Here is a 674-nt window from a genome sequence, read left to right on the forward strand (position 1 = left end):
AATAGCCTCTACCACATCTTTCTGCCCCTTTCCCTTCTTCCTTTTCTCCTCCTTCCTCCTTCCTCCTTTCTTTCCCTTCCTTCCCCTCCTCCTTTTTTTCCCCTTCCCCTTTCCCTCTCCCCTTTCCCTCCTCCTCCCTCCTCCCCTTCCCTTCCCCCCTCTTTCCCTTCCTCTCCTCCTTCCTCCCTCTCCTCTTCTTTTTCTTTCCCTCCTCTCCCTCTTCCTCTTCCTCCTTCTCCTTTCTTCCTCTTCTTCCCTTCCTTCTCTCTCTTTCTCTTTTCTCCCCTCCCCTCTCTTCTTTCTTCTCCCCCCTTCCTTCCCCTTCCTTTTTCCCTTCCCTTTTCCCTCTTCTCTCCTCCTCCCTCTTCCTTTTCCCCTTCTTTCCCTCTTTCCCCCTTTTGCTTTTCCTTTCCCCGCTGCCCTTCTTTCCTCCTTCCCTCCCCCTCTCCCCCTCTCTCTCCTCTCCCTCCCCTTTCTTTCCTTCCTCTCTCCTCCTTCTTTCCTCCTCCCTCTCTTTCCTCTTTTCTTCCCTCCCTTTCTCCCCCCTTCCTTCCTCTTTTTTTCTCCCCCTCCTTCCCCCCTCTTTTCTCTTCCTCCCTTCTCTTCCCTTCCTCTTCCCTCCCTTCTCCTCTCTCCTCTTTTTCCTTCCTGAAATAGCGTTGGTAATAAATATC

General features: G+C 52.5%; 1 protein-coding gene. It reads right to left on the reverse strand.

Features of this window, described 5'->3' with window-relative positions:
- Positions 1-674 (reverse strand): hypothetical protein (locus K5Q73_RS21915; RefSeq protein WP_220766197.1); only part of this gene is annotated, 674 nt, incomplete at both ends.

The sequence above is a fragment of the Shewanella sp. MBTL60-112-B2 genome, from assembly GCF_019655055.1.
Classification (GTDB): Bacteria; Pseudomonadota; Gammaproteobacteria; order Enterobacterales; family Shewanellaceae; genus Shewanella.